General features: G+C 57.4%; 18 protein-coding genes and 2 pseudogenes. 9 read left to right on the forward strand and 11 right to left on the reverse strand.

Going from position 1 to position 23,861, the window contains the following annotated elements; all coding sequences use genetic code 11:
- The first annotated feature begins 17 nt into the window (after positions 1 to 17).
- Both J3D60_RS05000 and J3D60_RS05005 read left to right on the forward strand, forming a co-directional pair.
- On the forward strand, positions 18 to 932 hold the full coding sequence (locus J3D60_RS05000) for a LysR substrate-binding domain-containing protein (RefSeq protein ID WP_120448544.1): 915 nt from the start codon (positions 18 to 20) through the stop codon (positions 930 to 932).
- Between the two features lie 153 nt (positions 933 to 1,085).
- On the forward strand, positions 1,086 to 2,354 hold the full coding sequence (locus J3D60_RS05005; RefSeq protein ID WP_146476422.1) for a site-specific integrase: 1,269 nt from the start codon (positions 1,086 to 1,088) through the stop codon (positions 2,352 to 2,354).
- Between the two features lie 320 nt (positions 2,355 to 2,674).
- Here J3D60_RS05005 and J3D60_RS05010 read toward each other — a convergent pair whose 3' ends face one another.
- The 4 genes and pseudogenes from J3D60_RS05010 to J3D60_RS05030 all read right to left on the reverse strand — a co-directional run bounded on the left by J3D60_RS05010 (position 2,675) and on the right by J3D60_RS05030 (position 5,547).
- A complete protein-coding gene (locus J3D60_RS05010) occupies positions 2,675 to 3,421 on the reverse strand; it encodes a sulfite exporter TauE/SafE family protein (protein ID WP_253490151.1) in 747 nt (248 codons plus the stop codon).
- Positions 3,422 to 3,451: 30 nt separating this feature from the next.
- Positions 3,452 to 4,368 (reverse strand): annotated as a pseudogene (locus tag J3D60_RS31320) (LeuA family protein).
- 124 nt (positions 4,369 to 4,492) lie between these two features.
- On the reverse strand, positions 4,493 to 5,239 hold the full coding sequence (locus J3D60_RS05025; protein WP_367399663.1) for a mandelate racemase/muconate lactonizing enzyme family protein: 747 nt from the start codon (positions 5,237 to 5,239) through the stop codon (positions 4,493 to 4,495).
- On the reverse strand, positions 5,173 to 5,547 hold the full coding sequence (locus J3D60_RS05030; protein WP_253490155.1) for a hypothetical protein: 375 nt from the start codon (positions 5,545 to 5,547) through the stop codon (positions 5,173 to 5,175). The genes J3D60_RS05025 and J3D60_RS05030 overlap by 67 nt, the downstream gene beginning before the upstream one ends.
- A 671-nt stretch (positions 5,548 to 6,218) precedes the next feature.
- Between J3D60_RS05030 and J3D60_RS05035 the strand changes: the two genes are divergently transcribed.
- Both J3D60_RS05035 and J3D60_RS05040 read left to right on the forward strand, forming a co-directional pair.
- Positions 6,219 to 7,430 (forward strand): pectate lyase, encoded by a 1,212-nt coding sequence (locus J3D60_RS05035; RefSeq protein WP_253493958.1) that lies wholly within the window; start codon positions 6,219 to 6,221, stop codon positions 7,428 to 7,430.
- Positions 7,430 to 9,016: a rhamnogalacturonan lyase B N-terminal domain-containing protein gene (locus tag J3D60_RS05040; protein ID WP_253490157.1), complete on the forward strand. Its 1,587-nt coding sequence runs from the start codon at positions 7,430 to 7,432 to the stop codon at positions 9,014 to 9,016. Before J3D60_RS05035 ends, J3D60_RS05040 begins: the two co-directional genes overlap by 1 nt.
- A 35-nt stretch (positions 9,017 to 9,051) precedes the next feature.
- On the opposite strand, the gene J3D60_RS05045 is transcribed toward J3D60_RS05040, so the two are convergent.
- Entirely contained in the window at positions 9,052 to 10,227 is a 1,176-nt protein-coding gene (locus J3D60_RS05045; RefSeq protein WP_253490159.1) for a cell wall metabolism sensor histidine kinase WalK, read from the reverse strand.
- A gap of 5 nt (positions 10,228 to 10,232) precedes the next feature.
- The gene (locus J3D60_RS05050; protein ID WP_253490161.1) at positions 10,233 to 10,922 is read right to left on the reverse strand and encodes a response regulator; all 690 of its coding nucleotides are present in this window, start codon (positions 10,920 to 10,922) and stop codon (positions 10,233 to 10,235) included.
- 97 nt (positions 10,923 to 11,019) lie between these two features.
- Here J3D60_RS05050 and J3D60_RS05055 point away from each other — a divergent pair, with 97 nt between their 5' ends.
- The 4 genes from J3D60_RS05055 to J3D60_RS05070 are packed head-to-tail and all read left to right on the forward strand — an operon-like array spanning position 11,020 to position 17,522.
- A complete protein-coding gene (locus J3D60_RS05055) occupies positions 11,020 to 12,501 on the forward strand; it encodes an efflux transporter outer membrane subunit (protein WP_253490163.1) in 1,482 nt (493 codons plus the stop codon).
- Positions 12,498 to 13,310 (forward strand): MipA/OmpV family protein, encoded by an 813-nt coding sequence (locus J3D60_RS05060; RefSeq protein ID WP_253490164.1) that lies wholly within the window; start codon positions 12,498 to 12,500, stop codon positions 13,308 to 13,310. The genes J3D60_RS05055 and J3D60_RS05060 overlap by 4 nt, the downstream gene beginning before the upstream one ends.
- A gap of 16 nt (positions 13,311 to 13,326) precedes the next feature.
- Complete coding sequence (locus J3D60_RS05065) at positions 13,327 to 14,445, forward strand: efflux RND transporter periplasmic adaptor subunit (protein ID WP_253490165.1); 1,119 nt, start codon at positions 13,327 to 13,329, stop codon at positions 14,443 to 14,445.
- Positions 14,442 to 17,522 carry an efflux RND transporter permease subunit gene (locus J3D60_RS05070; protein ID WP_253490166.1) on the forward strand — a complete coding sequence of 1,027 codons (3,081 nt, stop codon included), beginning with the start codon at positions 14,442 to 14,444 and terminating at the stop codon, positions 17,520 to 17,522. The genes J3D60_RS05065 and J3D60_RS05070 overlap by 4 nt, the downstream gene beginning before the upstream one ends.
- A gap of 3 nt (positions 17,523 to 17,525) precedes the next feature.
- Here the strand turns inward: J3D60_RS05070 and J3D60_RS31325 are convergent.
- From J3D60_RS31325 to J3D60_RS05080, 3 genes and pseudogenes are all read right to left on the reverse strand, one after another.
- Positions 17,526 to 17,630 (reverse strand): annotated as a pseudogene (locus J3D60_RS31325) (hypothetical protein); the annotation flags it as partial.
- Between the two features lie 45 nt (positions 17,631 to 17,675).
- Positions 17,676 to 18,545 carry an SDR family oxidoreductase gene (locus J3D60_RS05075; RefSeq protein ID WP_253490167.1) on the reverse strand — a complete coding sequence of 290 codons (870 nt, stop codon included), beginning with the start codon at positions 18,543 to 18,545 and terminating at the stop codon, positions 17,676 to 17,678.
- Positions 18,535 to 19,959, reverse strand: coding sequence for an NAD(P)/FAD-dependent oxidoreductase (locus tag J3D60_RS05080; RefSeq protein WP_253490168.1), 1,425 nt, complete (start codon positions 19,957 to 19,959; stop codon positions 18,535 to 18,537). Before J3D60_RS05080 ends, J3D60_RS05075 begins: the two co-directional genes overlap by 11 nt.
- Before the next feature lie 223 nt (positions 19,960 to 20,182).
- On the opposite strand from J3D60_RS05080, the gene J3D60_RS05085 reads away from it, so the two are divergent.
- Positions 20,183 to 21,229 (forward strand): AraC family transcriptional regulator, encoded by a 1,047-nt coding sequence (locus J3D60_RS05085; protein WP_253490170.1) that lies wholly within the window; start codon positions 20,183 to 20,185, stop codon positions 21,227 to 21,229.
- A gap of 6 nt (positions 21,230 to 21,235) precedes the next feature.
- Here the strand turns inward: J3D60_RS05085 and J3D60_RS05090 are convergent, their stop codons facing one another.
- Together J3D60_RS05090 and J3D60_RS05095 are read right to left on the reverse strand one after the other, a co-directional pair.
- The gene (locus J3D60_RS05090; protein ID WP_253490172.1) at positions 21,236 to 23,212 is read right to left on the reverse strand and encodes an SDR family NAD(P)-dependent oxidoreductase; all 1,977 of its coding nucleotides are present in this window, start codon (positions 23,210 to 23,212) and stop codon (positions 21,236 to 21,238) included.
- 24 nt (positions 23,213 to 23,236) lie between these two features.
- Positions 23,237 to 23,857 carry a class II aldolase/adducin family protein gene (locus J3D60_RS05095; protein ID WP_253490174.1) on the reverse strand — a complete coding sequence of 207 codons (621 nt, stop codon included), beginning with the start codon at positions 23,855 to 23,857 and terminating at the stop codon, positions 23,237 to 23,239.
- Between the last annotated feature and the right edge of the window lie 4 nt (positions 23,858 to 23,861).

The following is a 23,861-nucleotide window of genomic DNA, read 5'->3' on the forward strand; positions in this document are numbered from 1 at the left end:
CTCTTCCAGGACACAAGATGAACCGTAACGACCTGCGTCGTGTCGACCTTAACCTCTTGATCGTATTCGAAACCTTGATGCATGAGCGCAGTGTGACCCGCGCCGCCGAGAAATTGTTCCTCGGCCAACCAGCCATCAGCGCCGCGTTGTCGCGCCTGCGTGGGCTGTTCGACGACCCCCTGTTCGTGCGCACCGGCCGCAGCATGGAACCCTCGGCCCGGGCCGTGGAAATCTTCGCCCTGCTCTCCCCGGCCCTGGACTCGATTTCCACCGCCGTCAGCCGCGCCGCCGAGTTCGACCCGGCCACCAGCACCGCGGTGTTCCGCATCGGCCTGTCCGACGACGTCGAATTCGCCCTGCTGCCCCAACTGCTCAAACGCCTGCGCGCCGAAGCGCCCGGCATCGTACTGGTAGTGCGCCGGGTCAATTACATCCTGATGCCCGGCCTGCTCGCCTCCGGCGAAATTTCCATCGGCGTCAGCTACACCGCCGACCTGCCGGCCAACGCCAAGCGCAAAGTACTGCGCCGCAGCCTGCCGAAGCTGCTGCGCGCCGACAGCGTGCCGGGCTCCCTGAGCCTGGACGACTTCTGCGCCCGTCCCCACGCGCTGGTGTCGTTCGCCGGCGACTTGAGCGGGTTCATCGATGAAGAACTGGAGAAACTCGACCGCAAGCGCCATGTGGTGCTGGCGGTGCCGCAGTTCAACGGGCTGGGCACCCTGCTCTCGGGCACCGACATTGTCGCCATCGTGCCAGACTATGCCGCCGAGGCACTGACCGCCGCAGGTGGTTTGCGCGCGGAAGAACCGCCGTTGCCGGTGCGCTCGTTCGAGCTGCATATGGCTTGGCGAGGGTCGCAGGACAATGATCCGGGGGAGCGGTGGTTGCGGTCGCGGATTCAGATGTTCTTTGGGGACCCCGAGAGTTTGTAACAGAATTCTACCATGATCTATAAATGTCTATAAAACATTAGCTTACAGCATCTCGAGTCCATGGACGCCCGTCCAATTCCAAGGAGTTCTGAGGCTTTTGGGGGCATAATTGGGGGCACATTTTTTATTTTTTAAAAAACGATGCCCCCAATTATGCAAGCCCGAGAAGGCGCTTTCCTCAAGCGAAAACTGACTGACGCTTTCGTACGCGCACTGACTACCCCTGGCAAACATGCCGATGGAGAAGTCCCCGGTCTTTACTTGGAGGTGAGCGCGTCACGAAAAATCGGAAACCCTCCTTCCAAGTTCTGGCGCTTGAAATATCGCCTTCATGGCAAGGAAAACCGGTTTTCGATCGGTACGTACCCTGATATTGGCCTTAAAGAGGCGCGCGACATTGCCCGCAGCGCACGCCGCGACGTGGCGAACAGCATCGCGCCGCTCAAGGCTAAAACTGCCAAGATCGAGGCACAGCGGCTCAATGAACAGCGCACCTTCGCCTACGTAGCCGAGCAGTGGATGGCTTTCAAGTCTGCCCAACTGGTGAGCAAATCCATTGCGGGTTTTCGCGGAGCATTGAGAAACCACATTCTGCCTGCAGTCGGCAGTAAACCGGTCAGCGAGATCAAGCTTGAGCACATCACCACCATCATCACGGAACTGCGCCAGCAACGTCTCATGGCTATGGCCCGGCGTGTACGCACAATCATCCGCTCCATCCTCGGCTTTGCTGAAGGCCGCGGCTGGGTGGAGCGCAACGTGGCGCTCAGTAATGTCGAGGAGTTGAGGATTCGCCACGTCGTAACCAGCAATCCGGCGATTGAAAGGCCAGCCGATCTGGGCAGGTTTCTTTTACGCCTGGATGAGTGCGACGACGGCAGTGTTGCCAACGCGATGCGTCTGCTGGTCATGTTGCCAGTGCGCCCTGGCGAGCTCGTGCGGATGCGCTGGGAAGATGTCGACTTGGTCGGCGCCGATTGGCGCTACGTAGTGAGCAAAACCAGGCATCTGGACAAAAGCAAACACATCGTGCCTTTACCTGAACAAGCATTGCTCCTGTTGCGCAAGCTAAGACAAACCCGCGTAGTGGATGACGAAGGTAAAGGTTGGGTGTTCGTCTCGCCGGTCTATCCAGGCCGCCCGATCAACCCGACGTCAATGCTCAAGTCGTTTCAGCATATCTGGCCAGAGTACGGCATCACTGCCCACGGCTTTCGTGCCACCTACCGGACTATTGCCCACGAACACTTGGGAATTGATCCCATCGTGCTCGAATTGTCGCTATCCCACCGGATGCCAGGTGCGCTGGGGGCTGTGTATGCACGTGCGCAACTGCTAGCGCAACGCCGGGAAGCGGCTCAACAATGGGCTGACTATCTGGACCTGTTGAGGCAGAACGCCGCGCGAGTGACGACAGATTGACGATGCTGGTTAAAAATCTAGATAGTGGAGCGGGAAACGAGACTCGCATCTAGCGTCCGACCCATTGAAATCTAAGGGGTTTATTTTCTTGCCGAAGCAGGAAAGGACTCAATTCTGGACTTATTATTGAGTCGTTTCAACAGCAAAAAGACCGATCGCCAGGAAGGGTTATTAGATTCTGCGCTCTGGCAGCTGAAAACTGTACCGAAGCGACGTTCGGCAGCCCTATCCTCAGCAAAGCAAATCCTTGGCAAACGGGTGAGTTCATTTACGTATTCATGAATACACAATCCGATCCGGATGAGCGGCGTGATTTCGGCTCACCAGAACAGCATCCTCAATGCCAACGTAACCACGACTATATTAAAAACGGACTCCATCCACTGGTCGCCTTTCTTTAACGCAAACTTCGCGCCGGCATTTGCACCCAATAACGTGCCAATAACTAGGCAACATCCGTACTGCCAGTTAATGATGCCGCTGACGCCGAAAATTATTAGTGAACCCACGGAGAGTACTAGCCCGCCGACTTTGCGGGTCCCAACCGATTCGCTGATGGTTTTTCTAAAAAAGATAATGAATAAATACGTCGAAAGCTTAGCTTGTCCACCGAATAACCCGCCGATCATGCCTACTGGTATAAAGAGGATATAACCAAATAGGCGCCTGATCGCTGAGGGAGGCGTTTCGCCGCTACGAGGTTTTTTTACAAGGGACAATGCGACGAGCAGCAATGTCAGCCCGCCAATTACTTTGTGCAACAGCGCAGGATCTATTTGAAGAAGAAGGCTCGCTCCTCCCAGGGCCCCAACCAACCCCAGTGCCGCAGCAGGAAAGGCCAGCGCATAATCGACCTTTCCCTGATTATGGAAGTGCCGCAGTCCGGCAACCATCGTGCCTAACGAGGCCAAACGCGCTGTGGCGATCGACGACTGAGGCGGAATCCCCAGCCAGATCATCACCGGAACGGTTAAAAACACACTCCCACCGGTGTTGGTCCCGACGAATCCCGTTATTATTCCGAGGAAAACCAGCCCGACGCCTGTCAACCACTCATGACTCATCATGTTCAAGCTCGCATAAGATTCAAGGCGCGGTTACTCGCTCAAGTAAGCAGGGTCTATCCAGTGATAACAATTTCTGTTTCGGGAATTGGCGGTCACATGAAGCTTTGCGGTATGCACGAAGCTGTACTCGCCGATGATCGGGCGCCGTCGGTCAAAGGCGTCGCTTAGCTCTTTCGAAACGATGTTGCTGAGCTTAAGAATTTTCGAGGCTTTACCACTGCAAGCTATTGAGTTGAAGTGAAAATTAGCAATCAGAAGGCATGTTTCGGTGATGCCGCATCGTTCGCCAATGCCATTGACCGTGCAAGAAACAAAAGTAGCACCCGCCTCAATGGAGGCCAAGGTATTTGCCATCGCCAAACCTCTGTCGTCATGGAAGTGAACTTCGAGGTCAATACCAGGTAATGATTGTCTAATTAGCTTAATAGTCGTCTGAACCTTGAAGGGTTCGCAAACCCCTAATGAATCTGCATAGTAAATTCGATCCGCTCCGGCAGCTTTAACAATTTTAAACGTCTCAATCAAATCATCAAACAGCGTTCTGGATGCGTCTTCAATAGTATAGCGAACTTTCAGACCCAGTGATTTTGCATACAGTACACTTTGTTCAATGAGATCTTGTATCTGTGTTTTTTTCTAATACGGTATTTCTGTGTCGTTTCATTGATGCCCGCAAATATGCCTATCCAGTTTGCCCCTGTCGCTGCAACAGCACCAATATCATCTTGATGAGCGCGGGAATGCGCAAGAACATTTTTGACGATTTTTGATTGCACAAGGGCCGTGACTCTGTCAAATTCTTGTTTCGACGCGTATGGGTGGCCTGCTTCGATAAAGTCGATACCCGCGTTCGCAAGTGCGTAGGCCATTGTCAAAGTAGACTTAGTTGTAAGTTTAACCCCAGGAGCTTGATTTCCTTCGCGCAGCGTAGAATCAACGAACGTTATAAAACGTCATAAAATAAATTCCATTGCCTTAAAAGGTTATACGGCTTTTGAGTGTTCAATCAGCTTATAGAGTGAGGTATATGAAAGTAGTTTTTCCTCGTCTACCTCTACCCCTAACCCTGGTTTATCGATTGATAAGCTTAACTTGCCCATCGCGAAATGAATAGCAACTCTCGTCAATTATATCGTCTGCGAATCTCTCAGTAGGGCACCCGTATCCTGTGGTTGCTACATTTTTTAGGGTAGAGACAAAATGATGAGGGGCCGCAGTACCAATACCAAATGGGTGCATACTACCGGTACTGACTTGCAAATCGGCGATTTCGGCTGCGGCACATAAGCGACGAGAGGCTAATATGCCACCCGACTTGAATGGTTTCAGGCAGATTACGTGCGCGGCGTTGAGATGAATTATCTCCTTTAAATCTCGGGCGTTGAAAACGCTTTCATCGGCAATGATAGGAGTGCAGACATTTCGTTTGACCTCGGCCAAGCCGGCGATATCATGGCCGGGTGTAGGTTGCTCGACAGCAAAAACTCCGTGCTGTTCTATACGCTTTATAAACTGAATCGCGTTGGAAATGTCATAGGCACAGTTGGGATCCACTTCCAATTCAAAATTGTCTCCTAAAGCCTGCCTTACAGATTTAAAACAAGCGTAATCATCTTTCAATACCCCGGACCCCTTGAGTGTCAGTCGCTCATAGCCGAGCCCCTGTAACTCAAGCGCACGCTCAGTGACCACTTTAGCGGAAGCAAACGGTAAGCTACGGCTTACCTTGTAGCTAAGTGCATACGCTCCTCCTAAGTTACAAACTGAAACGTCATATACTTTCCCGCAAGATCGAGAAGCGCATGATCTATCGCACACTTGGCAAACAGATGCTCCTTAATCAATAGGTCCAAATCACTCATTATTACTTCAAACAAATATGGGTTTTTACCAATTATTACAGGGCACAAGTAGGCTTCCAATACTGCCAGCATCGTTTCGGGAGTATCACCTTGAGCAGGATACCCTCTCGATATAATTCCCGACTCTCCCCATCCAATTAGTCCTGTGTCTGTAGTAAGCTTGAATACTACATGCCGGCCTTTGGCGGTTATATTAATTGCGGTTTGATAAGGATTCTTATATGGCATTTCTGTCAAGAACACTTCAGCTTTAGCAATGAGCATAGAGTAACTTCCTGTTGGCGACCATTGATGCTGGAGCTTAAGTGAAATGTACTGGGTTGATCGCAGCAATATCAAGCATTGTGACTCCCGCATCCCCGGCCAACAACATGAATAAAATTTCATGTCTTCACATATTGATTTTTTTCAAACCGTTGATTGATTTTTTTCTCTATTGAATTTAAAGCAATTTTATTTATGACACTTTTTCACACTATGCGGCTTGCCATCCGTCTTTCCCGCTCTTTATAACCACTACCGCCTCCGCACTCGCTAAATTATAGATATTTAATCTAAAAAACTGAGATAGGTTGGTGCTGATTAAAGACTGACCCCCACTCCATCTTAATTTGACAGGATCAATATTCGGCAGCAGAAGGTCTGGGCGGAGTTCGATGGTCGCTATAGAGACAACCGCGGAAATCGTAGCCGCTATTGGAAATCGCGCCCCAAGCCCCACTTGGCAGATAACATTCATAGCCAGCACCGCTCCAACTGAACCTAACCTGAAGCCACTCAGGATCGGGAATCAAACCGTTTGATAAATTTTGCTGGGTATTCAAATCATAGCTTGTCTCATTCACCAGGCCCCGCCGGCTTTTTGCGCCGTACTCAACGTTCAGGAGATGCACTTGAAGCCCAGCACTTGCCTCGTGCGCTGCTTGTCCGCGTCCATACTCTGTGCGGTTCTGATATCACCCCAGTGTGCACGGGCCGATGTTCATCCTGTGGGCTTTGCCAAGGGGGTCACCGGGGGCGGTAACGCCACGGTTGTGCGCCCCTCGACGCCCGATGAACTTAAAACGGCTCTGTGTGCGACCTACGACACCCGAGGTCAGTGCACAGATGACACGCCGCGCATCATTACCCTGGACCACACGTTCGATTTTCGCGGTTCGGTCATCACGAACGGCAGCGCCCAGGTCACAGAGGCCGGCTGCATGGCCAATGCCTGCGCCCATGGCGGCGGGCAATGGGCGATCGATGGCGCCAATCATTTTTGCCAGTCCAAGCCAACGGCCACCGTGACCTATGACAAGGCCGGGTTGCAGCGCCTTAAGATCGGTTCGAACAAGACGTTGATAGGTCTGGGCAATCATGCCGGTATCCAGGGAATGGGACTGTTCATCGGGGGCGGCACGCACAATGTCATTGTTCGTAACCTGACCCTATCTGACATCAACCCCCGGGTGGTCTGGGGCGGCGACGCGCTCACGCTGGACGATGCCGATGGCGTCTGGATCGACCATGACACGTTCGTACGCATTGGCCGGCAGATGGTGGTCACCGGTTGGGGCAGCGCGACACACGTGACGCTGTCCTACAACGAGTTCGATGGCCGCACGTCCTACTCCGCCACCTGTGACGGTCATCATTACTGGGTATGGTTGTTCTTGGGGCATCACGACACCCTCACGCTGGTCGGCAATTACGTGCATGACACCTCGGGACGCGCGCCTCATTCCGGCGGCATGGGCGATGCCGATATTCGCGCGCAACTGGTCAACAACGTGTTCGCACACCTGTCCTATCAGGGCGCTATCATGTCGCGCACCGCCACCTCGCACCTGCTGGTGGAAGGCAACGCCTTCGAGGACGTGTCGCATCCTTTGTTCAACGATACCCGGCAACCGGGTACGGCCTTCGCGCCCTTCGCCCCCCTAGCGCAAACGGCTGGGGATGCCTGCCGGGGCGCGATCGGCAGGCCTTGTGTGGTCAATCAACAACATCTGAGCGGCGACGATTACCGGCCCCAGGATGTGCCGGCGCTTACAGCGTTTAGCGCGTACCGTGAATACCTTATCACGCCACAGCCTGCTGAGATTGCGCTGGCCCAAGTGCCCAGAAACGCCGGAGCAGGCCACCTTAACGCGGGGACAAACTGATGCGACGTGCACTGCTGATGGTGTTGTGTGGCATGGCGGTTGTCGCTCACGCGCACGCCGCCAGTTTCGGGGCGACGCGCACGGGTACCCGGATGGTTGTCGATACCGGCGCCGATCTGGTCTTCAGCGTGGATACCCGTAACGGCGATCTGGTGTCCATTCGCTTTCACGGCCACGAGTTGCAGACAACCGAGCCCAAAGCCTCGCAAATCGCTTCCGGCCTGGGCACCGCGCAAGTGGACGCCCGCACGGTGGGCGACGTCATCGTGATCAGCGCACGGGCAGGTGATTTGATCCAGTACTACCTTGCCGATAAAGGGCGCAACGCGATTTACATGGCGACCTATGCCCCGACTTTGATGCCGGTGGGCGAATTGCGTTTTGTTGCGCGGCTCAACGTCAATACGTTGCCAAAGGCCACACGCGGGACCGACTCCAATGTCGGCACCGCGATCGAAGGCAAGGATGTATTCCTGCTGCCGGATGGGCGCACCAGTTCCAAGTTCTACTCGGCACAAGCGATGATCGACGACCCGCTGCACGGGGTTAAGGGCCCGGGCGTCGCGGTGTATATGCTGATGGGCAATCGGGAACTCAGTTCCGGGGGGCCGTTTTTCAAAGATATCGCCACCCAAAAGACCGCCGCCACTCATGAACTGTACAACTACATGTTTTCCAACCACACCCAGACCGAGCCCTATCGAGGCGGCTTGCACGGGGTGTATGGGCTGCTGTTCACTGACGGTGACGCGCCTTGCGAAGCGTTGACCAACCTGGCTTTCGTCAACAACTCCCTAGGGCTCGCAGGCTTCCTGGACAGTGCCGGACGCGGCGCGGTGACAGGTCGCGTTTCCGGGGTGGCCCCTACCCTGCCCGCCGTGGTGGGCCTGAGCAATACCAACGCCGAGTATTGGGCACCTGTCGATGGCAACGGCCAGTTTTATCTGACGGATGTACGCCCAGGGCAATACCGAATGACGCTTTATCAACGCGAACTGGAAGTGGTGCAAACCACTGTGGAGGTAAAGGCTGGCGGCACCGCGCAGACGCCCCTGAACGCACGGCCACCGACAGGCCAGGTGAAATGGCAAATCGGCGTACCCGATGGCACCCCGACGGGCTTTCGTAACGCCGGGCTGCTGTCATCGGCCCATCCAAGCGATACAAGAATGGCGTCATGGGCTCCTGCCACCTATACCGTCGGCAGCAGTCCTCTCGACGCGTTTCCCGCTGCGCAATGGCGCGACATCAACAGTCCCACTCGGATCGAGTTTGTCCTGGCCGCCGACGAGGTACGTGACTATCACCTGCGTGTGTTTATCCCGCTGGCTCAAGGCGGTGGTCGCCCACAAGTAAGCGTCAACCAGCATTGGACCGCACCCGTGCCTCCCGCCTCCACCCAACCCAACAGTCGCGGTATCACCCGAGGCACTTATCGAGGCAATAACACCGTGTTTGAGGTGAGCATTCCGGCCAGCGCATTACGACCGGGCACAAATACGCTGGAGATCGGCGTTGCATCGGGCCAAGCCGGAAGCGGTTTCCTGAGCCCCGGCTTTGTGTTTGATAGCGTGCAGTTGATGTAGACCCTATCTGTATGTTCGGACAGCAAGCCATGTAATCACGCTGGTAACTCAGCCCTGACCAGGGTCCCGCCTTGGGGGCAATTGCTTGCGGTAATCGTCCCACCATGGGCCTGGCAGATGGCACGGGCGATGGACAGGCCCAAGCCACTGCCACCGGAGTACCGGGCCCTGGAACGCTCTGCCCGCCAGAAACGGTCAAACACGCTGTCCAGGTGTTGCGCCTCGATGCCGGGGCCGCGGTCACCGATTTCAATCACGACCCGATCATGAATTTTATGCGCCATGACGTTCAGTTCGCCACCGCCACCCGCGTAGCGCAGCAGGTTATCGAACAGGATGTTCAGCACCTGCCCCAGGCGATCACGATCGGCATGGATATGAAGCCCATCTGCAATGCTGACGTGCGTTTGAATATGAGCCTCATCCAGTTGCGGCTGGAACCAGGCAAGCCGTTCCGCGAGCAAGGCGGCCAATGAAAAATCGCTGCGCTCCAGCACCAGCCGGCCCGCCCTGGCCATCGACAACAGATGCAGGTCATCCACCAGTTTTCTGAGTTGGTCGAGCTGGCGTTTGACCATGCTTAACTGCACGGCATCGCTCGGGAACACTTCATCAAGCATGCCCTGAACTCGGCCCATAGCCGCATTCAACGGCGTGCGCAGTTCGTGAGCAATGACCGCGCTAGACTCACGCACATCACGCTCGTAGCGCTCCAATTGCGTGGTCATGCTGTTGAAGTCGCTGACCAACCGTTGCAGCTCGTCGGGTGCTTGTTTGTGAGGTGGCAGGCGGGTGAAAAAATCCCCACCGGCAACGCGCCGTGCACCTTGGGCAATCGCAGAAAACTGGCTGGACAACGGTCGCGAAAACCACATGCCACAGACAATGATGATCGGGATGGCAGCCATCACCAGGCAGGCCAGAATCAGCCAGTCGCGGTTGGCTATGTCCGGCTGGAAGAACTCCACCGGATAGTATTCGGCAACCAGCTGGCGCAAGCGTGTCTCGTTGAGCTGCGGCTCGGCGCGCAGCTGCAGCAACTCCTCGCGCGCCGCCGGCGGCAAGTGCTGCAAAAAATTTCGGTCTGACAGCCTGAAGTTGATCCACATGCAGAGGGCGATCACCACCACGGCGCCGATCGCCAACAGGCTCATGCGCATGCCGACCCAGCGCCACAACGGTTTGTCGTTGCCCCGTGATTTCTCAAGCATGTTGCTCACCTGAACCGATAGCCAATGGAGCGCACCGTCACCAGCACACCCGCGATGCCCTGGCTTTCAAGCTTGCGCCGCAGGTTATGCACATGTGCGTCCACCACGCGGGCCAACGCTTCGCTGTCCGGCAGGCAGATTTCGAGCAGTTCATCGCGGGTGAAGGCTTTCGAGGGTGTCTTGAGCAACGTGACCAGCAGTTTGAATTCCGTGGGTGTCAGGTCCAACAGCTGCGGTTGCCCATCACCGCGTTCAATGGCAGCAGTAAAGGCAATGAGGTCGATCCGCAGGTTTTCATAACGCAGCAGTTGCTCCACCGGTTGGCTGCCCGCGGCACGCCGCAACACGGCGTGCACCCGCGCCACCACCTCGCGCGGACTGTAGGGCTTGACCACATAGTCGTCGGCGCCATAACGCAAGGCACCCAGTTTTTCCGGCTCGTCGCCCATGGCCGTGACCATGATCACCGGCGTGTCGCTGCTGCGACGCACGGCGGACAACACCTCGGTGCCACTCAAGCGCGGTAGCATCACATCCAGCAATATCAGGTCGGGCCGCCAGCTCTTGTGCAGGTCGAGACCGCGGTGGCCGTCTTCGGCCAACGCCACCTCAAAGCCGTCCCGCTGCAAATAGGCTTCCAGAATATTGGCGCTGTCGGCGTCGTCTTCGACGATAAGGATACGTTTTCCAGACACAAATACGCCTCTTGATGAAACCTTGATAATTCACGAACGGTTCATTGAAAGTCCGCTGCCAGTATTGCCTTACGCCTGACTTTCGCGAACCGATCCTATGCCGACCACTGCATCGCTGTCCAAGCCTATCAAGCTGTCTGAACGCGTAAGCACGGTTTTGCTGCTGGTCGGCATGTTGGCTGGTTGCTCACTGACTCCGGCGTACCAGGCCCCCGCGCTGCAGGTGCCGAACAACCTGCACGGCGGCCCCGAAACGGGCGCGCCATCGGTCATGACCAACGCGGTAGAGGTGCTTACCGAGGAAGAAAAACAGTTGCTGATCGGGCTGGATTCATCGGCGCAGCTACCCCGGTTGGTTGATCAGGCCCTGAACTACAATCGGGACCTGCGCCTGGCGTTATTGCGGGTCGAGCAGGCTCGCGCCCAGTATGGCATTTCCCGTGCCGATCGCTGGCCAACGGTGGCACTGGGGCTGCAACGCAACCGCCAGCACTTGCACGACAAGGCTGCCGACGAGCGTTATGGCCAGGACATCGCGGTCGCCTCCGTGGGCGTGTCGGACTTCGAGCTGGATTTTTTCGGCAGGGTTCGCAGCCTGGCCGACGCGGCGCAGCATGAATACCTGGCGACGCACTACGGCGCCCTGGCGGCGCGCAAGGCGCTGATCGTTGAAGTGGCACGTTTGTATTTGCAGGAGCGCTTGCAAGCAGGCGTGCAGGGCGACACGCAGTCCATTTCCGACGACCAAAACCAGCTGCTGAGCATGCTCGTCGGCCAGCAAAAGGAAGGCCAGGTAGCCCAGGACATGGTCGATACCCAAAGCATGGAGGTTCATCGAGCTACCCAGCAATTGCAGGATGCAAGCGCCGACCATGAGCGCGCATTGCAGGCGCTGGCATGGGTCACCGGTTATCAGGTCGCCCCTACGACGGAGGCCACACAAATCCCCGTCATCGACCTCGACACTCCGCCATGGCTGGTCGAACTGCCGTCACAGCGACTGTTGCAGCGGTTCGATGTGCGCCAATCTGAAGAAGCGCTGCGCGCAGCGAATGCCAACATCGGTGCCGCGCGTGCGGCGTTCTTCCCCTCGATCACGTTGAGCACTGGTGCAGGCATAGCCAGCCCACGCTTGAGCAGCTTGTTTTCATCCGGCAGCGGCGCGTGGCTGTTCACACCGCAACTGAACCTGCCGCTGTTCGACGGTGGCCGTAACCAGGCCAACCTTGATTTGGCCACTGCGCGCCAACAGTCAGCTGTCGCCCAATACGAAAAGACCGTACAGGACGCCTTCCGCGAAATCGCCGACCTGTTGAGCCAACGCCAACAAGCATTGGCCAACGCCACCACGCAAATCGATCTGGCGGCGTTGACCGCATTAAAAGCCAAGCGTATCGACCTGCAGATAGCCGCCGGTGCGGCTGCGCGTTCGGAGCACCCGGCGGCTGCAATTCGCCTGGCTGAATCGGCCATCGCATTACGCAAGGCCACGTATCAGTTGTTGCTCAACCGCTTGGCACTGTATCGCGCGCTGTCCGGCGCACCACTGTTTTCCTCCGCAGAAAGGGTTTCACCATGAACTTGACCACTCCCCCTAACCGCGCCGTGCTATGGGGTGCCGCGCTGCTTACATGCAGCACGCTCATGACCAACGCACAGGCGGCCGGTGCCAGCCCTGCTGCCGACGAGACCACGGCAACCCTGGGAATCGGCATGGGCGTCACGCCGCGCTACATGGGCGCCGACCGTTACCGCGCCCTCGTGTTGCCGATGTTCAGCATCCAGCGTGGCGTGCTGTTTGCCGACACCACCCGAGGCGTCGGCGTGCAGTTTCAATCCGACAGCGGCTTTGCCGCCAGCGCGGCAATCAACTACGACCTGGGCCGCAAGGACAAGGACAGCAACACACGCCCGGGCGATCGAGAGCTGCGCGGCATGGGCGATATCAACGGCGCCACCGTTGCCGACTTCACCCTCAGCCAGCAGTTGCTTGACTGGCTGTCGATCAGCGGCGAAGCCGAACTGCGCATGGCCGGCGAGAATCGCGGCAACCGCTACCGGTTCGGCCTGGAAGGCATCCTGTTCCACGCAGGCAGCGACACCCTGGCCCTGGATATCGACGCCCATGCCGGTGATGGCCGCTACAACCAGACCTTCTTCGGCGTCACCCAGGCACAGAGCCAACGCTCACTCTACGGGCGATACGACGCCGACGCCGGGATCTACGCCTACTCCGCCGCCTTGAACTGGCAGCACAGCCTGGACGCGCAATGGTCGACGCTGGTCAGCCTGACGCTGACCCAGTACGCCGACCAGGCACGAAACAGCCCGCTGGTGAGGCGTGAGAGCGCCGGCCTGGGCATGTTCGCTATCAACTACACCTTCTGATAACAAGGCGTCCAGCATGCAGGGTTTTGCTCAGTTGTTTCGTCCTTGGGGCCGTCCCCTGATGCTCGGTGCTGCCTGCCTGATGATGGCGGCCTGTTCGCGTGAGGAAGCTGTGCCGGAGCCCGCCGTAAGGTCGGTGAAAGTCGCCAGCGTGCGCGCCGCAGGGTCCGATACCGCGCCATTGACCGGTGTGGTTCGCCAACGCCAACGCGCTGCCTTGGCCTTCGAGGGTGCGGGCCGATTGATGGCGTTGAATGTCGACGTCGGCGATACAGTGAAACAAGGCCAGGTGCTGGCGAGGCTGGATACGGTGGCCGTCCGGTTACGCCTGAAACAAGCGCAGGCGGCCTTGTTCGCCAGCGTGGCGCAAACCGGCGAGCGCAAGCACAACAAGGTTCGCCAGCAGCAGCTGTATGCCCAGGGCAGCGTCGCGGCCAGTGCCATGGAGCAAGCCGAAACAGCGTGGCAGGCCGCTGTCGCACAGCAGGCCGCCGATGAAACGGCACTGGACCTGGTGCGGCGCGATCAGCGCCAGGGCCAGCTGATTGCGCCATTTGACGGCCGCGTTGTGGCAAGACCCGCGCAGCTGTACAGCGAGTTATCGGCAGGCCAAGTGGTGATGGAGCTCGAAGCCAGCGGCGCGTTGCAGGTCATCGTGCAAATCCCGGTGGAACAGGCCGCCGGCCTCAAACCTGGCGACCACGCCATCGCAGCCGACCCGGCCGCGCCTGGGTCCACCCTGCCGCTGGTGCTGGAAGGCTTGTCGACGCGTGCGCAGAACGGCCTGTTGCAAAGCGCACGTTTTCACCTGGACGCCCACGACCTCGCGCTCCCCAGCGGCGTGAGCCTCAATGTGCGGTTGGCGGACCCTGCCCCGCTCGCGCTGACCATCCCGGTCCAGGCCCTGCGCATGGGCGGTGATGCCAGCCAGGTGCAGGTATTCGTCTATGACCCAACCCGGGGCAAGGTCGCCCAACGTGATATCACGATCGGCCTGATCGACCAGGGCCGTGTCGCCATCGACAAAGGCCTCAAGGGCGGCGAACAAGTGGTTGTCACGGGCGTCGCGTTTCTCACTGACGGCCAGCCCGTCAACCTGCTCTCACCCTCCAGTCGTTTGAGCACACCCGAATGATCAACCTGACCCGTCACGCCTTGGGTGCGAGCCGCCTGACGTTGTTCACCGCCCTGCTGATCCTTCTTGCAGGCGTGGCAACATTCCTGAGCTTCCCGACCCAGGAAGAGCCCTCGGTGACCATCCGCGATGCGCTGGTGAGTATCCAGTTTCCTGGGTTGCCCAGCGAACGCGCCGAAGAGCTGCTGGCCCGCCCCACGGAAGAAAAACTGCGCGAGCTGTCGCAGATCAAAAACATCGTGACGACCATCCACCCCGGCAGCGTGGTGATCCAGGTGACGGCTCGCGATGAAATCAAGGACCTTGGGGTGCTGTGGCAACAGGTACGCAATAAAGTCGCCGAAGCGGGTGCCGGCTTTCCACCGGGCACCCAAGGCCCGTTTGTCGACGACAATTTCGGGCGCGTCGCTGTCGCCTCCATTGCCGTCACGGCGCCGGGCTACAGCATGAGCGAGATGCGCGGGCCGTTAAAGCGCCTGCGCGATCAATTGGGCGGATTACCCGGCATTGGCCAGGTCACCTTGCACGGTATCCAGGACCAACAGCTATCGATTGATTTCAACCCGCAGCGCCTGGCTGGCCTGGGTTTGTCTCCACACCAACTGTTCCAGCAATTGCAGCAACAGAATGTGCTGGCGCCAGGCGGTATCGCCGACATTGGCGGGCAGATCACCACACTCACCGTGACCGGTGAACTGCTCAGTGTGGATCAACTGCGCGCGTTGCCCATCCAACTGCCTGACTCGAGTGGCGGCGCACAAACCGTGACGCTAGGCGCCATGGCACAGGTATCAGTGATGGCTGCCGATCCACCCCAGACAGCCGCGGTGTACCAGGGTCAGGACGCGGTGGTGCTGGCCGTGTCCATGGCCGCCGGGCAGAACATTCATCAGTTCGGCGCAGCCCTGCGCGCGCGTTTGGCGCAGCTGGAACAGCAACTCCCGCTAGGCTTTTCGGCGCATATCGTGACGTTTCAAGCCGATGTGGTCGATCAGCAAATGGCCAAAATGAAGCATGTGATGATCGAGACTGTGGTCATCGTCATGGCCGTGGTCATGCTGTTCCTGGGCTGGCGCACCGGGCTGGTGGTAGGCGCCATCGTACCGCTGACCATTCTGGGTACGTTGATAGCCATGCGCATGCTGGGGGTGGAGCTGCAAACCGTGTCGATCGCCGCGATTATCCTCGCGCTCGGCTTGTTGGTGGACAACGGTATTGTGATTGCCGAGGACATCGAACGCCGGTTGCATGCCGGTGAAGAACGGCGCCAGGCCTGCGAAGAAGCTGGACGCACCCTGGCAATACCGTTGTTGACCTCATCGCTCGTGATTGTGCTGGCCTTCTCGCCATTCTTTCTTGGCCAGACCAGCACCAATGAATACCTGCGCTCATTGGCCATCGTGCTGGCACTTACCCTGCTCGGCTCATGGTTACTGAGCATCACGGTTACGCCGTTGTTGTGCCTGTATTTTGCCAAAGCTACGCGCCACGAGGCGTCAGAGGGCAACTACGACAGCGGTTTTTACCGTGGTTATCGGGCCATCATCTGCCGAGTGCTGCGGCACAAGACTCTGTTTCTGATGGCCATGCTGGTGCTACTGGTTGCCGCCCTCTTCGAACTGATGCGTGTGCCCTATGACTTTCTGCCCCAGTCGGACCGGTTGCAGTTTCAGGTGCCCATCACCCTGGAGCCCGGCAGCGGCTCGCGCAGAACCTTGCAAAGCGTACGCGAGATCAGCCTGTGGCTGAGCAAGGAACCGCAGGTGGTCGATAGCATCGGCTACGTGGGCGATGGCGGGCCGCGTATCGTGCTGGGCCTCAACCCGCCGTTGCCTGCACCGGAAACCGCTTACTTCACTGTCAGCGTCAAGGCGGGACCGGATATCGAAGCGGTCATGGACAATATGCGTCGCTATCTGCTCAAACAACACCCTGAGCTGCGCGCCGAGCCCAAACGGTTTTCCCTGGGAACCACCGAGGCCGGTGTCGCCATCTATCGTGTAATTGGCCCGGACGAGAACGTACTACGCTCGCTGGCCGGGCAGATTGAGAAGGCCCTGCGTAACGTGCCGGGCACACTGGATGTGCGCGATGACTGGAGCACGCGCCTGGCGCGCTACACCGTCGAGGTTGATCAGCACAGCGCGCGCCTTGCCGGAGTGGAAACCCAAGCCATCGCCCAGGCCTTGCAACTGCATTTCGGCGGCATTCAGGTATCGTCACTGCAGGATAACGAAACCCGCGTGCCCCTGGTGGTGCGCGAACCCGCTGCGACCAACCACGACTCGCCGGATCTGCGCGGCATTCTGGTCTACCCGGCCGACGGCTCGACGCCCTTGCCACTAACGGCCATTGCACACATCGGCGCATCCAGTGAACCCTCCACGCTGATACGCCGCAATCAGGAACGCAGCATCACCGTGGTCGGGCACAACCCTTCGCTGACGGCGACCTCCATTGTCGAGCAACTGGCGCCACAGTTGGCTGCGCTGGCCTTACCGCCGGGATACCGCATCGAGTTGGGGGGCGAAATTGAAGACTCTGCAGATGCCAACCAGGCGCTGTTGCAGTACCTGCCTCACGCATTGATCGCCATGCTGCTGTTGTTCGTCTGGCAATTCAATTCGTTCCGCAAGCTGCTGATCGTGGTCTCCGCAATCCCCTTTGTATTGATCGGCGTTGCGGTCGCGCTGTTGATCACCGGCTACCCGTTTGGCTTCATGGCCACGTTTGGCCTGTTATCCCTGGCGGGGATTATCGTGAATAACGCCGTGCTGTTGCTGGAACGTATCGAAGCGGAAATCCACGAGGGCCTGCCGGTGTACGAGGCTGTAGTGAACGCCGCCGTGAAACGCCTGCGCCCCATCGTCATGACCAAGTTGACCTGCATTATCGGGCTGATCCCGCTGATGCTGTTTGCCGGGCCACTGTGGGAAGGCATGGCGATCACGCTGATGGGCGGTCTGGCGCTGGGGACACTGGTGACCCTGGGGCTGATTCCTGTGCTCTACGTTGTGTTGTTCAACAAAAAACTGGGAGCTTTTCGCCCAGGTAAATCAGGCAGCGCGCGTGGGTAATCATCACGCGCCGCTTACGACCAGCAAGGCGACTGCAATAGTCGATCCGACAAACTGCAGTCGCCTTGCTGGTCTATTCAGATGCACATTCTCATAGAACCTGTAAAACTCATCGACTGCTTTGTCCTGGGTGCTTTGTTCATGCTCCTTGGGTCATTTCAGGCGCCAGCCTTCACCTTCTCTGGTGATCAAACCCCGCTGTTCGAGCGATATGACGTAGTTTCGATGTCCCTTTTCACTCTTGCGGCGAAACAAGGGCAATACGTACGGTAGAACTCCGGGAACGAGCATCGCTAGACGCGCGGTCCATGATTCGCTGGGGCGAACGAACAGTTCAAGCCGAGGTTTTTCAAGCGCCTTGATGACCGCTTTAGCCACATCTTCGGGCATTTGAGGCGGGTCCATAAACTGCATCTTGTTGCCATCTTCAATGGCCTCGCGCATCAGCATCAGCGTTTCCGTCGCCGACGGGTTCACGATGGTGAATTTCACGCCTAAGCGTTTGCTGTCCAACCCCAAGCACAGCATGGCACCACGCAAGCCAAATTTGGTTGCCGAATAAATGCATGTTTCCGGCATGGGAAATAATCCTCCCAGGGAGACGATTGAAATAACCCGACCATCCCTGGCTGACTGCAACAACGGTAAAAAGGCCTGACATAGTTCCAAAGGGACCATCATGTTGAGCTGAACTTCACGTGCAATCGATTCGACTGGCCTGATTTCGAAAGGAATATTGCTCAATATCCCAGCGTTATTAACCAACAGGTCAAGGCGACCGATCTCGTTTTCCACATAGTTTACGAGCGCCCCAAGGGACTCGCGATCAGTAAGGTCTGCTCGATAGGTCAATGCCAGCGGCCCGAGTGCGGAAGCGGCTTGGGCCAAGCGGGCTGCATCGATATCGACCAGCACGCACTTGACGCCTCGCGCGATCAACGCAGCAGAGATAGCACGCCCCAGCCCACCGGCGCCCCCCGTAATCAGCGCTATCCAGCCTGTAAATGAAGTGTTACTTGCCATGCAGACTCTCCTCCAGCACGTCATGAATGACAGGCACAGCGCTCTCTGGAAACGGCCGATCGAGCTTGATTGCCGCATACACGTCTTCCGTCAATCGCGGCCAATACAAATCGGTTCGCAACTTCGCCAGGTAAGCGGTGAATGATCGAGCATCCAGATAGACCGCATGCCGATCCGATTTAATGAACTCAATACCTCCACTAAGATCCGGATCGTCGCTCTGAATCAATTGATCGAATTGGCGTGCCGTGTCGAGCCCATCCAATTGCGCGCGAAAATACGCCGCCAGGGTGAGCGCCTGGGTATCGAACAGTTTGAAAGCACTGGAATTCTGATCGAGGTAGCCGATGGCGCAGAGGTTACGGTGAGTGCGGCTGAACATCGAAAGATAAAGAAGAGGTCTGCCGTTCTTCCATTCGAAAAACTGCTCGGCACATTCCGCCCCCCATTTGAAACCCGTGGCACAGAGAATCAAATCGATTTTTTCCCGTGTGCCATCTTCAAAAATGACAAAATCGCCCTCCAGTCGGTCAATGTTTTTCCTGACTGCAATATTGCCGTGTTGAAGATGGTGCAGCAGTTGCGAATTCACAATAGGGTGCGTCTCGAACAAGCGATGGTCTGGCTTTGGTAAGCCCCAGCGTGTCAGATCTCCAACCAGCAGCTTCAGCAGAACCTTGAATACGGGCCTGGCCAACCACAATGGCAAGTGTGGCCCGTTTTCACCGAATACATCCGCAGGCATACCAAACACGTGTTTGGGGATGAAATAGTAACCACGCCGCATGCTAATAAAGGCTTGTTTTGCGTGAATAGCGGCTTCGCAGGAAATGTCCGCGCCGGAGTTACCCGCGCCCACCACTAACACGTTTTTACCGTGGAATTCCGACCCGGATTGAAACGAATTGGAATGACGTATTTCCCCATTGAACTCACCACGAAACAATGGGTGGTTAGGCTTCCAGTTTGTCCCGGTCGCTAACACGACCCAACGATATCGCCGTATTGAGCCATCACTGAGGGCGACGGACCAGCGACCCTCGGAATCTTTCTCGATCAGCGTTACCGTCGTATTGAATTGAATAGACTCACGTAGCCCGAACGTGGCGGCAAAACTTCTGAGGTAACGCGCTATTTGGCGATGGGATGGATACTCCGGAAAGTCCCTGGGCATTGGAAATCCGACGAAACCAGAAAGATCCCTGGATGAGATAAAGTGCGCCGAATCGTACATGGGCGTACCGATATTGGTGATGTCCCAAATCCCTCCTACATCCGAATGGCGCTCGAATTGGTCATAGGCGATTTTATTAGCTTTGAGTGCACGTGCGGCGCTCAGCCCGCCCGGCCCGGCGCCAATAATACAGGCGGTATTTCCGCGCTCGATAATCGCTGCGTCTTGTTCTGGGTTCATTAAGCTTTCCTTGGAAATTCAGTTCAGTGTCGAACCGGAATCTAAAGGGAAGTCGGTGCTTTCGATGAGCCTTTCACGGCCATTCAGGGGACCATTGCGGACAGATAAGCTGCGTGCGCAAGAAACTTATCCGACATGCCAGCAAGAGCAGTAAGTGAGGTGCTAGATTACCGGCGGTAGGGGTGACCTCCACCGGCCCCATCCGATGCAGAGAGTTCGACCCATGTTAAAACCCGCAGCCGCTGCCCAGCATTGGACGCAGCACCCCCAACAAGATGCAGCCGTGGTGGTTCCCAACGTCGCACGGGCCTTGTTCAGCCTGTTGATGGAAAGCGGACTGTCGACGGAACGCATTTGTCGTGGTCTAGGCTTCGGCTATACCGAGCTGCTTGATCTGGATATGCGCTTGTCTTATCGGCAGACCCGAATGCTGATTGTCCGAACGCAGCGCGCAGTCAAAGACCCTGCATTAGGGCTCGCTACCGGCATACGTCAGACACCGGTGTCCTGGGGGCTGGCAGGCCTGGCCATGCTGACCTGTCAAACCTTGGATGAAGCCATCACCTATGGACTTGAACATCAAGGTGATACCGGCGCGTTGCTGGAGCACCGTGCCAGCTTTCATCCTAACGAGTTCATCATTGAGGTCAAACCCAAAGTGTTTGATCTTGAAATTGAGCCCTTCTTGATCGAGGAAGCCTTTTCGAGCGCTGTGTCCGTGGTGCGGCGGCTTATAGGGCCAGCCTTCAACCCTCTCAGGGTGGAGTTATCGTATGCGCGCCCGGATTATGCCCAGGCCTATCGGCGGGTATTTCGTTGTCCGGTTAAATTCATGGCCGGGAAAAATCGCTTGATCTGCGAACCTCACTGGTTGAACACGCGTCTGCCGGACTATGACGACATGGCGTGTGGCCCGTTGCGAGCTAAATTGGATCAAATGATGAACCGACGCGACTCGCGCAACGATCTGGTTGAAACCCTCTCCAGTCATATTCGCCTCAACCTCGACGACCCTGAAGCCCTGCAGAGCTTTTCAAAGAAGCTCAACATGAGTGAACGTACGCTGCGTCGTCGCCTGACAGACCTGAGCGTGACGTACAGCGGCCTGCTGGATCGGATCAGGCACGAGCGAGCCTGCGACTTACTGCAAAACACCGCTATGTCGATAGCCGACATCGCCCACACCCTTGGCTTCAGCGATGCCCGCGGCTTCAGGCGCGCCTTCAAACGCTGGACGGGGGCGGTGCCGAATACGCAGCGCACCGCCTGACACGCTCTATGCCGAGGTGTCCTTGAAGACGATCATGGGTGAAGACACGCCGCTGTCATTGGCCAACACCGGCAACTCTCGACGCAATACCCAGAGCGTGATCGGTTTGGGCAGAACCCTGGCCAAACGGATCAGCCACCTCATTGGCCAAGGAAACAAGTAGTCCCAACGTTGGCTGCGCATCGCGTAGAGCATATGATCGACGGCGGCCGCTTCAGAAATTTCCAGCGGTGCCGGCATGCCATCGTTCGCGGTCTGCGCGGTGGCCACAAACCCTGGGTAGAGCGATAGAAAGCGAATACCTTGGTTACCAAACTCAATACGACAGGTATCGATCAACAGGCGCAGTGCCCCCTTGGCGGCGCTATAGGGCCCTTGCAACGTCACCCCCAGGAAACCCGCCAGGGAATTGGTGTGCACGACAAAACCATGCCCCTGGCGACTCATCTGCTCCAAGGCGGGGAATAGATAGTTGACTACCACATCGTAGTTCGAGCGCATATACGCAGTGACGTCGGCTGCTGTCATCTGCCGCATATCCAACGCGGGGGCACCGCCGGCGTTGAGCACGACCACATCCAGACGACCGTATAACTCGACAATTTCATCCACGAGACCGGCCGCCGCATCCTCATCCAAGGCATCCACTGCTGAAACCAGGCATTTCCCTCCCTGAAGCGTGATTTCCAGTTGAAGGTCATTTAACAGCTCCTTGCGCCGGGCCGTGGCCACTACCCAGGCGCCTTCCTGTGCCAGACGCACAGCCAGCCCTCGCCCCATACCGGAGGACGCCCCCACTACCAGCACGACTTTGCGCGCGAAGCTGACACGCTTGCTTGCCGGGCACTGGCGGAGCAAGCCGACCAGCGTCAATGCAAGCAGCGAGAACGCGGTACTGACCAGCAACACGTACTCGGCGTTCTCCCCCACTACCCACTGCGACGCCATTAAGGGGCCGAAGGCGCATCCCAGCAGTTGCATACCTGGCACCAGCGCCGCTATCCGCCCCGAGTGATCAAGTTGTAGCGCGATACGCACCTGGAAAGGCGTCAACATCAGCCAGATCAAGCCAAACGCGCCGCACAACATCAGGAATAGCCTGACGCCCATATCGGCAGAGAAATACATACCTAGTGCGATGCCGCCCAACAGCAACGCGGCAACTGCCAACAACGAAAAATCCGAGACCCGGCGTACCAGGACAATCCCCAGGCACCCACCCACCACTTGCATAAACAGGGTACCGGAGATGAGTAATTGTGAGTTCTGTGCACCAAGCCCCACGTATTTGCTTAACGGCTCAAGGTAAGCCCAAAGACCACCTATGGCGCTGAGTTGCATAAAGACCAGCCCCAGCAATAGCAGGTGATTAAGGCCCCAACTGAAACCACCCTCATTCGTTCGCAGTGCCTGCTGACTGGCAAGCCGGATAGGCTGCCACCGGACCAACAGCAAAGAAGCCGCCGTCAGCGCCCCCAAAAATACAAAACCATATGACGATGTGCCCTGAATGGGCAGTACCCAATAAGCCAGCACCGCAGCTACCAACGCCTGACCAAGGGTTTGCACCACCATGAACACACCCGCCACGCGGTCAGGTGCAGGGCCTTGGACGATCAGGTTCACGGTCCCCCACAACATCAAACCTTCGGCCAACCCGGCCAATGCCCGCGTCAGTGCGAGTGAGCTATCCCCAGTGGTATTGGCCGTGACCAGGTCCATGCCCGATGCAGCCAGAATGGCAACGACTGTAACCAGTCGCAGGCTAAACACAGAGCGTAATAAATCACCCAGGACGACGCCCAACCCCAGCGAGAGGATTTCGCCCATTGCGACCAAACCGACGCCCTCAAGTGACAGTCGGTTTTGCGCCAGTAATTCTCCCAGCAGCAAGGGTTGCAGCCCCACCATCAATACGGCGATAGAGCCCAGCGCCAAGGCCGAACCCAGGTGTATACGGGAAACAACGGACGACATGTGCATGGCGTTACACCTCTTGAAGGGTTTTCAGTAACCGCGGTTTTCCGGTGGAATCTCGCCTCGGGCAAAACATTGCGTCGCACGTTTTTCATCTTTCATCAGGCGGCTGTTGGCAACCCACACCACCCACCAAGGCAACAGCGTCATTCTGGCGCCGGACGCTTTGGCGAGGGTGAAGGCCTTGGCGCACTTTTCAAACAGTTGCGCATTCAGCGCCATCCGGGTGCCGGTTGTACCCAGGGTGACGGGCACGCCCTTGATCAACACTGCATTGCCGCCACGTTGCAGCGCGGCGGCAATGTCCTGGACTGAAGCAGCCGGTCCGTCCATATGGCCAATATGCCGAGCTTGCTCGTCAAATAAAATCGGCATCACCCCACCAAAGTCCCGCAGGCTCCTGGCGAAATCGCCACCGCCCAGCAGAACGGCCCCCACATCGGCCCGCGCTTGATAGATCGCATGATGGGTCTGGCTGTCACCTGTAACATGCACTGGCCAGTCGATACAGATGGGTGCCGCATCATCGAGCCGTCCCCACCACATGCGCTCCTTGCCCGGAATGCGCAAAGAAACGCTGCTTCTCGACTCCACCAGGCTGCTCAGCCGTTGCCGGAGCTCCAGCCACTGTTGTCTCAGTACATCTTGCATCGCG

The sequence above is a fragment of the Pseudomonas sp. S3E17 genome, assembly GCF_024168685.1.
Classification (GTDB): domain Bacteria; phylum Pseudomonadota; class Gammaproteobacteria; order Pseudomonadales; family Pseudomonadaceae; genus Aquipseudomonas; species Aquipseudomonas marginalis.